General features: G+C 69.4%; 11 protein-coding genes. 6 read left to right on the top strand and 5 right to left on the bottom strand.

Translation table 11 applies throughout. The features are described 5' to 3' along the window. The 5 genes from G9H71_RS19425 to G9H71_RS19405 form a co-directional block, all read left to right on the top strand. On the top strand, nucleotides 1–823 hold an 823-nt coding region (locus tag G9H71_RS19425; RefSeq protein ID WP_166284442.1), incomplete at its 5' end, for a thioesterase domain-containing protein. 129 nt (nucleotides 824–952) lie between these two features. Beyond that, the gene (locus G9H71_RS19420) at nucleotides 953–1,177 is read left to right on the top strand and encodes an MbtH family protein (protein ID WP_166284441.1); all 225 of its coding nucleotides are present in this window, start codon (nucleotides 953–955) and stop codon (nucleotides 1,175–1,177) included. A 65-nt stretch (nucleotides 1,178–1,242) separates the two neighbouring features. After that, a complete protein-coding gene (locus tag G9H71_RS19415) occupies nucleotides 1,243–1,743 on the top strand; it encodes a cobalamin B12-binding domain-containing protein (protein WP_331273131.1) in 501 nt (166 codons plus the stop codon). 68 nt (nucleotides 1,744–1,811) lie between these two features. Then, entirely contained in the window at nucleotides 1,812–3,083 is a 1,272-nt protein-coding gene (locus G9H71_RS19410; RefSeq protein WP_166284443.1) for a methylaspartate mutase, read from the top strand. After that, complete coding sequence (locus tag G9H71_RS19405; protein WP_166284439.1) at nucleotides 3,080–3,673, top strand: hypothetical protein; 594 nt, start codon at nucleotides 3,080–3,082, stop codon at nucleotides 3,671–3,673. The genes G9H71_RS19410 and G9H71_RS19405 overlap by 4 nt, the downstream gene beginning before the upstream one ends. A gap of 602 nt (nucleotides 3,674–4,275) precedes the next feature. Here G9H71_RS19405 and G9H71_RS19400 read toward each other — a convergent pair. The 4 genes from G9H71_RS19400 to G9H71_RS19385 all read right to left on the bottom strand — a co-directional run bounded on the left by G9H71_RS19400 (nucleotide 4,276) and on the right by G9H71_RS19385 (nucleotide 7,110). After that, nucleotides 4,276–4,953, bottom strand: coding sequence for a hypothetical protein (locus G9H71_RS19400; protein ID WP_166284438.1), 678 nt, complete (start codon nucleotides 4,951–4,953; stop codon nucleotides 4,276–4,278). Further along, nucleotides 4,950–5,504: a hypothetical protein gene (locus tag G9H71_RS19395; RefSeq protein WP_166284437.1), complete on the bottom strand. Its 555-nt coding sequence runs from the start codon at nucleotides 5,502–5,504 to the stop codon at nucleotides 4,950–4,952. The genes G9H71_RS19400 and G9H71_RS19395 overlap by 4 nt, the downstream gene beginning before the upstream one ends. Before the next feature lie 216 nt (nucleotides 5,505–5,720). Next, the gene (locus G9H71_RS19390) at nucleotides 5,721–6,422 is read right to left on the bottom strand and encodes a hypothetical protein (protein WP_166284436.1); all 702 of its coding nucleotides are present in this window, start codon (nucleotides 6,420–6,422) and stop codon (nucleotides 5,721–5,723) included. 376 nt (nucleotides 6,423–6,798) lie between these two features. Beyond that, a complete protein-coding gene (locus tag G9H71_RS19385) occupies nucleotides 6,799–7,110 on the bottom strand; it encodes a hypothetical protein (RefSeq protein WP_166284435.1) in 312 nt (103 codons plus the stop codon). Between the two features lie 323 nt (nucleotides 7,111–7,433). On the opposite strand from G9H71_RS19385, the gene G9H71_RS19380 reads away from it, so the two are divergent. After that, a protein-coding gene (locus G9H71_RS19380) for an IS3 family transposase (RefSeq protein ID WP_166284434.1) occupies nucleotides 7,434–8,632 on the top strand; the annotation gives its coding sequence in 2 pieces (ribosomal slippage) (nucleotides 7,434–7,761 and nucleotides 7,761–8,632; 1,200 coding nt in all). Between the two features lie 190 nt (nucleotides 8,633–8,822). Here the strand turns inward: G9H71_RS19380 and G9H71_RS19375 are convergent. Then, nucleotides 8,823–9,335: a hypothetical protein gene (locus G9H71_RS19375; protein WP_166284433.1), complete on the bottom strand. Its 513-nt coding sequence runs from the start codon at nucleotides 9,333–9,335 to the stop codon at nucleotides 8,823–8,825. Between the last annotated feature and the right edge of the window lie 226 nt (nucleotides 9,336–9,561).

Genomic DNA, 9,561 nt, shown 5'->3' with positions numbered 1-9,561 from the left:
GGAGGAGGAGGGCGCGTTCGACGTGCTGCTGCCGCTGCGGCGGCGCGGCTCGCAGGCGCCGTTGTTCTGCGTGCACCCGGCGAGCGGCTTCGCCTGGTCGTACGCCGGGCTGATGCGCCACCTGGGGCCGGACGTGCCGGTCTACGGGCTGCAGTCGCGCGGCCTGGCCGAGGCCGACGAGCTGCCGGGCAGCGTCGAGGAGGTCGCCGCCGACTACGTCGCACAGATCCGGACGGTGCAGCCGCACGGGCCGTACTCGCTGCTCGGCTGGTCGTTCGGTGGGCTCGTCGCGCACGCGATGGCCACCCAGCTGCAGGCCGAGGGCGAGGAGGTCGCGTTGCTGGCGATGCTCGACTCGTTCCCGAAGACGGCGCAGGAGGCGGCCGAGCAGACGGTCCTCGGCGAGCAGGAGTTCCTCGGCGCGATGCTCGACCTCGCCGGGTACGACCGCTCCGCCCTCGGCGACGGCCCCCTCGAGCACTCCCGGGTGGCGGAGCTGATCCGCCGCCAGGGCGGCGTGCTCGGCACCGTCGAGGAGCACCACCTCGCAGCGCTGTACGCGGTGTTCGCCAACAACTCCCGCCTGGCCCGCCGGTTCGTCCCCGGCGTGTTCGACGGCGAGCCGCTGCTCTTCGTCGCGACGGGCAGTGTCACGCCCGACGGGCCGGGACCGCAGGCGTGGGGGCCGCACGCGACCGGCGCGACCCGGGCGCACGACATCGACTGCGTGCACGACGCGATGACGACGCCGGACGCCCTCGCCGCCATCTGCGCGGCGCTGGTGCCGGCCCTGGGGCAGGCCCGGGACGCGCAGCCGCGCTGATCCCCGGGTGCCGCGTCCACTACCGGCCACGGCCGCTGACACCGCACTCCCGCCCGACGGAAGGTGGGCCTGCAGCTCCCCCGGCTCCGGGCCTCCCCCGTCGCCCACGAACTTCCCAAGGAGAGACCAGTGACCAACCCCTTCGAGCAGGCCGACGGCAGCTACCTCGTACTCGTCAACGACGAGCGGCAGTACTCGCTGTGGCCGGCGTTCGCCGAGGTCCCCGACGGCTGGCACGTCGAGCACGGCGAGGACACGCGCGAGGCGTGCCTGCAGCACATCGAGGCGAACTGGACGGACATGCGACCGGCGAGCCTGGCCCGGGCCATGGACGGCGCCCGGGCGGGAGTGTGAAGCGGCCGCGCGGGGGCCGGTCCCCCGGGGCCGGCTCCCGGTCGACCGGGCCCGCCCGTGGGAGCGTGCTGCTGAGCAGCGTCTCCTCGGACGCGCACACCTGGAACCTGGTCTTTCTGCAGCTGCTGCTCGAGGAGAACGGCTACGACGTCGTCAACCTCGGCGCGTGCGTACCCGACGAGCTGCTGCTCGCCGAGGCCCGCGCACACGCCCCGGACGTCATCGTGATCAGCAGTGTGAACGGGCACGGCCGCGCCGACGGCCGCCGGCTCATCGGCGCCCTGCGCGCGGACCCGATGCTGCGCGGCGTGCCCGCCGTGATCGGCGGGAAGCTCGGCGTTGCGGGCGCGGACGACGCGGCCGACGCCGAGCTGCTGGACGCAGGGTTCGCGGCGGTCTTCCCCGACAGCCCCGACACCGGCCCGTTCCTGCACCTCGTCGACACGGTGTGCACGGCGCGCAGGGCCGCGCGGGCAGCGGTGCCCGTCGCGCGCACCGGGCACGGCGTCATCCCCTCGCGCTTCGGCAACGGGCTGCTGCCGGCCTACGCGGCGGACGCGTCGTGAGCGCCGCGGAGCGGCCAGCCGGTGCGCTGGCATCGGTCCCGGCGGCTCCGCGGGACCGCTACGGCAGCCTGCCGGCGGCCGTGCGCGCGGCGCGCGAGCGCGGAGAGCTGCTCGTCCAGCCGCGGATGGGGTTCAGCGACCCCGCGCGGATGCGGGCGGGCCTGCTCGCCACGCGCGCTGCCCGCGGCGCGACCGTCGGCACGCTCACGCTCGACAGCTACACCCGGGTCGGCGACGTCGCCGCGGCCGCCCGGGCGCTCGCCACCGGCGTACCGCTCAACGGCTATCCGATCACCAGCCACGCGCTCGACATCACCCGCGGCGTCCTGGACCGCGTCGCAGGCCCCGGCTTCCCGGTCCAGGTCCGGCACGGCTCCCCGCTGCCCGAGTCGATCTTCCGCACGCTCACGGCGCTCGGGCTCGACGCGACCGAGGGCGGCCCGGTGTCCTACTGCCTGCCGTACGGCCGGGTCCCGCTGCGGCGGGCCGTCGACAGCTGGGCCCGCAGCTGCGACCGGCTCGCCCGCGCCGCGGACGAGGGTGGCGAGCCCCATCTGGAGAGCTTCGGCGGCTGCATGCTGGGCCAGCTCTGCCCGCCGAGCCTGCTCGTCGCGCTCACCGTGCTCGAGGCGGCGTTCTTCGTCCAGCACGGGCTGCGCAGCGTCTCGGTGAGCTTCGCCCAGCAGACCAACGCGGCCCAGGACGCGGAGGCGCTGCTCGCGCTGCGCCGGCTGGCGCGCCAGTTCCTGCCCGGCGTGGACTGGCACGTCGTCGTCTACACCTACATGGGCGTCTATCCCCGCACCCCGGGCGGCGCCGCCCTGCTGCTGTCCCGCGCGGCCGAGCTCGCGGCCAGCGGCGCGGAGCGGCTCATCGTGAAGACGCCGGCCGAGGCGTACCGCATCCCGACGGTGGACGAGAACGTCGCCGCCCTCGAGCTGGCCGCAGCCGCCGCCCGCGCGGCCCGTCCCCTCGGGCCCGGCGACGTCTCCGACACCGGGGTCTACGTCGAGGCCCGCGCCCTCATCGAGGCCGTCCTCGACCTCGACCCCGACATCGGCACCGCTCTCGTGCGCGCCTTCGCCGCCGGCTACCTCGACGTGCCGTACTGCCTGCACGCCGACAACCGCGGCGCCGCGCGCGCGACGCTCGACGCCGAGGGCCGGCTGCGCTGGTCCAGCGTCGGCGCCATGCCCATCGCCCACCTCGCCGACCTCGACCGGGCCGCGCTGCCGACCAGCAGCGGGCTGCTCGCCGCCCTGACGTACGTCCAACGCACCTGCGACGCCGACGCAGCCGCGCCCGCGCCGTCCCTGCCGCTCGAAGGAGCCCGGCTGTGACCGACATGATCGACGCAACGACGGCGCTCACCGACGCGCCGTGGACGATGGACCTGCTGCTGCCGCGCTGGGACCAGCGCGAACGGCACGACGCGTGGTACGCCGCGAGCCCCGACCGCGTCTGGGACGCGCTGCTCGGGCTGCGGGTGGCGGACCTGCGGTTGACCGAGGCGCTGATGCGGCTGCGCTCGGACCCCGTGGGCCTCGTCCGGGGGACGGCCACGCCGCTCGGCACCGACGCCCTCGTCATCGACTCGGTGGCGCCGATCACCCTCGCCGCAGACCCGGGGCGTGAGCTCGTGCTCGGCGACATCGCGGCGTACGCGCGGCCGAAGCCGACCCGGCCGGAGGGGCTGGCCGGGGGGCTCGAGGCGTTCAGCGCGTTCGAGCGGCCGGGCTACTCGAAGGTGGTCATGGACTTCCGGCTGGTCGCCGAGCGCGGGGGGACGCGGCTGCACACCGAGACACGGGTGCGTACGCCGGACCTGCGCTCCCGCATCGCGTTCTCGGCGTACTGGGTGCTGGTGCGGGTCGGCAGCGGGCTGATGCGGCGGGACATGCTGAACGCCATCGGCCGTACGTGCGGGTGAGGCGCGGCGCGTTGGGTGCCGGCTGAGCCGAACAGCTCTCCGGAAGCAGCGCAGATGCGGGGATTGTGCGCGCCGCGCGCCTCGGGGGGAAGCTCAAGATCCACGTGAAACGGCAATTTGGCGGAGGTCTTGTTCTGCCTGCGGTCCCGCTCGCGCTGTCACCGCCTTGCGTCGCCCGTCCACGGGTCCCGTCCCGACGCTGGCGAAGCACATCGCCTCTGGCAAGGCGTTAACCGTGCCGCTGCTGGTCAGCGACCGAAACGCGGAGACGCAACGCGCGCCCGTGCCGTTGGGGTCGCGTGCCCCTGAGAGGGGGGCCTTGCAGCTTGCACGGGCGCAGCCTGACTGCCGGCCGTCTCTTCGTGACCATCTCCGAAGGCTTGTCGGGCGCGGCGTTCGCTGCCTGGGTGCGGCGGGCGGCCAGTGCGACGCCCCTCGGACGCCGACGACGAGCGTGATCTTCAGAGTGCCGATCAGCAAGCGGATATGGCCGACAACGCTCCTCTGGCAGGCATCTCCGTGACACGGACATGCCGACGAGCGGTAGCCAGATCACCCACATCATGCCAACGTCATTCGTCCATCAGAGTCTGCAGCCGTTCTCAGGGCGCCAGGGTGCCACGCATGGCGATGTAGGTCTTGAACGCCTCTCGGAACTGCCCTTCCAAGTAACGGGCGGCGTTACCTCCAGGAAGGACGTCAACCTCCCACTTGCGTTTGTGATGTGAGAGGTACCGCTGAATGCGAGGGGCGCCAATATTTGCCACGAAGAAGGGGTGCAGCAGCCCAAGATCACTATGCAGCCCGTGAAACCCCCGGGCGAGATGTAGCGCGAGATGCGTGGCGTAATACTTGCACTCCACGCCCAGCAGACACCTGATCCCTCGCGGAGCGACTTGCTTGGTCCGGGAAAGTGCCGCCTCGTCCGCAGGCAGGACCAGCACGTCGCACTCGTGCAGGACCCGCGACCGTCCTTGAACTCGGACGCCAACATGGACTTCCAAGGGGTCGCAGTCGGAGAAAGTCACGACGGCGTGGGTGTAAGGGTGAGTAGTGGAGGACAACATCCCGGGGCTCGTGCGAAAGACCAGGCGCGACGGAACCGCACCGTGAACGTCACGGAAGTCGATGCGGCCGCCGGCCGCAACAGCAGCTCGAAGCACAATGCCGAAGACGTAGCCCTCGTAGACGTCGTTGGCGGCGCTAGCGGAGTTGTAGTTGCTGGCCCGCGTGCCGAGGACCGCCTGCAGTTCTCTGAGTAGATCGTCAACGCCGGTCACGAGAGCAACTCCTGCGACAGTCGGTGGAGTACATTGCTCAGTAGGTCGGTGGTGCCACCCCGAGTCCGATGGCGCAGTCCCTCCGTGCTTATCCCGACGACATCACGCGAGCCCTGATCGGGAACCCAGTCGATCTCCGAGATGACGGGCGTCGTCGCACGTTCGGTTGGCCGAGGTGTAGGCTCGTCGTCGAGCCCGAGCAGCGAGCGATTCGCGGACGCCAACGGCTGCAACTGCTCAATCGACTGCTGCGAGACGCGCTCGACGTCCACTAGGGCGCGCCGCAACGCGCCCAATAGGGCCTCAACCTGCTCCTCGAGTGTCAAAGGGCGGCGCACGAGGAACTCCTCGGCTCGCTTGCGCCCAGGTGCGGTCGAAGCCACCTCCTCGAAGTCGTCCCGCCCGTTGCGTTTGACTGAGCGTAGTCGCTTGGTCTCCGTAACGCCCTCTTCAATAGCCTCGTCGAGCTCGTCCAATACCCACTGGAAACCAATCTCCGCAGCGAACCCACGGACCTTCTGGTACTCGCGCGCCAGTTGTTCTGCTTCCATGGCGGGCAGTCTGCCGCAACCCAGCACCTCCCGTGCCCAGACTTGGGCAATTGAGGGCTGATGCCGACGTCGGTACCGCGCCCCGCGGACAGCGAATCAGAGGACAGCGGCTTGGAAGAGCGTCATCGAGGAAGCCGAGGCTGGCTACGACCAGTCCGTTTAGGAGTACGTCAACGACTTGGCCTGGGGGACCGTGCCGTCCAGCCCCTCGCCGGGTCATGGCTCTATGACGTACGCCGACCTGTTGATGATGGTAGAGTCTCGGACGTTCTCGATTCGGTCGCCGAGGGTCAAGTCGCCGTTGATGAAGATTGGGCCAGTTGCCTTCGCGTAGTACCGAAGCGTGGATATCGGCAAAGCAGAGCGCACCCGCTCCGTCGCCGGGAGGGCAACGTTCGGGAAGTAGTTGTGATAGGCGTCAAAGTCAGCAAGGACGCGACTGTCACGGGACGCGTACGTGCTCACGTACCCCTTCAGCCAGTCTACTGCTTCGACAATGTTCCCCTTCCGTCCCGGCTCGAAACGACAATACGAAGTCAGCCATCCCGTCTCGTCTCGTCTGCGCGACTCGTTATCAGAGGACTCGAAGGTGACGAAGGCGGAGGCATGCAGGTGCGTCCCCGTTGGTGGTGGGCTGATTTCCACACTCGCTACTCTAATGCAATAGCCGGGCAGTCGTGTCGCGTGTGTCAACACAACCTCCGGCAGGAGTTCTACACTGCCCGCTACGCTCGCGATCAAGATCCCCTCCTCACGCAGTCGCTCGGCCAACGAGTGATACTCGCCGCTCCGCACAAGCACCGGAATACCGTCGTCACAGAATGACGAAAACGTAGCGCCGAGCACGTACCATGTCTCGCCGCCGTGCTCGATTGCTGTCAATCGGATACATCCGATACCTCCGTCGAGCATCGCCACCTTCCCCACTGGGAGGTAATGGGGCCCGAGCGTGGGCGTCGAGCGAGTGGAGTGGAGCGCCGCTCGTCGGACGGAATGGGAGCGCGGGTCGTGGTATAGGCCTGGCTCGAGAGGAACCCACTCCGCCAGCTTGCACGAATGCAACTCGACTCTTCGGCCATCCCAGAGCCCATCCTCGCGCGCATCCTGCCAGAACTCTTCGTTCCCTGCTACACCGCGATAGACCTTAGTGGCACCCGTAGACGGAGACGATCGCACTTCGCGGTACCCGAAGGGGCGCAGGCAAGCGCGCAGCGACGCTGCTAGCCCGTAGGTGCGCTCGATCGAGGAATCTGTACTGGTATCGCTGGGACCTGAGCGCCAAGAAAGGCGCATCTCAAGTCGCCAGCGCGTTGATGAAGTTGGCGATTCCCGCAAGATGGGCTGCGCCTGGTAGCACAGCCTTGAGTGCGTTCCAAGTGGACCTTAGCACCGACACTCGCGGGCTCGCCTGCTGGATTTCTTCGGTGAGGGCTTCAAACAGTTCCACCGCCTCGGGCTCACCCGACTGCTGAGCCAGCTCCCCTAGCGCCTCTAGGTCCCGCGCGACGCCTTGATGCCCCCTCTCCGAAAGAACATTCACGGCACCAAGAATCTTCGAACGGTTCACGATCACGGAACCGGAAATATTCTTGAACTCGTCACCCATTCTTCGCCTCCCAATCTCATCCTCGAACTGACAGCTATACGCGGCCACCGCACGCAACATGCTTCAAACCGACACGCCACCTGAGTTCTCATCAAACTAGACGTTGAGAACCTACTGCGCAAGATCGCCGATGGTCCCAAGGCTCCGCCCCGAGACCAGACATGGCGCCATGCCGGGCAGGCGGAACCGGAAGCGCCTCGGGCCAGCTTGCAGGGCGCACGCAACGACAGTCCGAACGCCACGGCCGGTCGACTTGGGACTGCCCCGGGTTCGGTTGACTCCTGACCTGTGAGGACTGGGTCCTCGCTGGAAGGATCGGCATCGTGCCCACCCCGTTCCCGCCGGAGTTCCGTCGTGACGTCGTCGCGGTCGCTCGCAGCAGCGAGGCGTCGATGGCACAGATCGCCCGCGACTTCGGCATCTCCGAGTCCTGCCTGTCGCGCTGGTTGAAGGTCGCGGACCGGGAGGACGGGCTCGGCGACCGCCCCGGCGGCCGTCGACCGACCGGCGGCCTGGCAGCGAGCCCGGCCGCGCCGGCCGAGACCGCGTCGACGGAGGAGCGGCTGCGGGCGCTGGAGAAGCGGAACCGCCAGCTCGAGCAGGAGAACGAGGTGCTGCGCCGGGCGACCGCTTACTTCGCCCGCGACGTCCTCCCAAAATGATCTACCCGCTGGTCGGAGACTTGGCCGGCGAAGGCATCCCCGTCGCGCTGACCTGCCGGGTGCTCGGGTTCTCCAAGCAGGCCTACTACGCGTGGCGGGCGCGGCCGGTGACGCAGCGTGACTGGGACGACGCCCATCTGATCAACGCCGCGCTGGACATCCACCACGATGATCCCGAGTTCGGCTACCGGTTCATCACCGACGAGCTAGCCAGTCACGGCATTACCGCGGGCCGAAACCGGGTCAACCGCCTCTGCAGCCTGCAGAAAGTCTGGTCGACCCACGCCCGCCGCCGTGGCCGGTACCGGCAGCCCGGCCCGCCCGTGCACGACGACCTCGTCGCCCGCCAGTTCACCGCCGAGGCGCCGAACGAGCTGTGGCTCACCGACATCACCGAGCACCCGACCGGCGAGGGCAAGCTCTACCTCTGCGCGGTCAAAGACGCCTGCACCAACCGGATAGTTGGCTACTCCATGGACGCCCGCATGACCTCTGCGCTCGCCGTCGCCGCGCTGCGCAACGCGATCTCGCTGCGCAAGCCCGCCGGGACGGTCGTGCACTCGGACCGCGGGAGCCAATTTCGCTCGCACGCCTGCCTCCGGGTGCTGCGCGGCGCCGGCCTAAGGGGCTCGATGGGCCGCGTCGGCACGTGCGCCGACAACGCCGCCATGGAGAGCTTCTTCGCGCTGCTGCAGAAGAACGTCCTCAACCGCCGGCGGTGGGACACCCGCGACGAGCTCCGGCGCGCGATCGTGGTCTGGATCGAGAAGACCTACCACCGCCGCCGAAGACAAGACCGCCTCGGACGTCTTACCCCCGTAGAGTTCGAGACGCTCCTACAGACCGCTCACGCGGCCTGACTCCACCCACCATCGGAGTCAACCGAAGCGGGGGCAGTCCCCTTCGTTACCCGGAGCAACACGCGGGCATCAGCGTGTCATGGCGAACGTGCGTGCGGGCGAGTGGTTGCGGAAGCAACATCCGCACATGCCGCGGACGGGTCGTGGGACGTACAGGCATCACGGCCGTCGGCGCTGGTCAGTCCGCCTGCTAGGCAACGGCCTGGATGAGCGGGGCGAGGAAGGCCTCCAGCTCGCTCTCGTCCGTCGCCAGCTCACTGCTGACGAGCACGTGTCCATCGTCCAGAGTCCAGCCCGCACTCCCCCGTACCGGCACCTCGCCGACCCATAGCCGAAACGGGCGTACTGGTCGTCCCAGGCGCTGCTCGAACCCGTTGACGAAGTGCGTGAGGTGCAGACTCCGCCTCCTTCCAGCGGCCGCGGCTTTCGCCCCCTGGACCCAGGCCTCGGCCTCGGGGAAGCGACGTTCGAGCAGGGCGCGCAGTGTGGGCGCGTCCTCAAGGCCTCCCCAGTCGGGAGGCCGCGGCATCGGCAGCAGGCCAGGCAAGCGCACATCCATGCTCGCCCACCAGCGCTCCCACTCCCGTATCGCGGCTCCAAGGTCCAGTTCGTCGCCGGCACACTCGACCGGCGGCACCAGCGGTGGAAGGTCCGGCAGCACGTAAGGCCCCACCCCGGCCAGGTCACGCAGGTACAACGCCATGACAGCGGGCGTAGGCACGTCCTCTGTGATGGCCCAACTGGACCTGCCGACCTCATGCATAGCCCTACTCTCCCTCGCGCAGCCCCACGCTCGAACGCTCATGCCGCGGGTGGGGCGTCCTCGGCACCGCCGACGAGAGGCGACCGCCACCACGCCTCGGCGGTGTGCGGCAAGCCGGCGCGACGGGCATGGAGAAGCGCGAGTTCAGTCAAGACCTGAGTACGGC

The sequence above is a fragment of the Motilibacter deserti genome (assembly GCF_011250635.1).
Lineage (GTDB): Bacteria > Actinomycetota > Actinomycetes > Motilibacterales > Motilibacteraceae > Motilibacter_A > Motilibacter_A deserti.
Note: the sequence above shows the minus strand (reverse complement) of the source record. Positions and strands in the feature narration are given on the sequence as shown.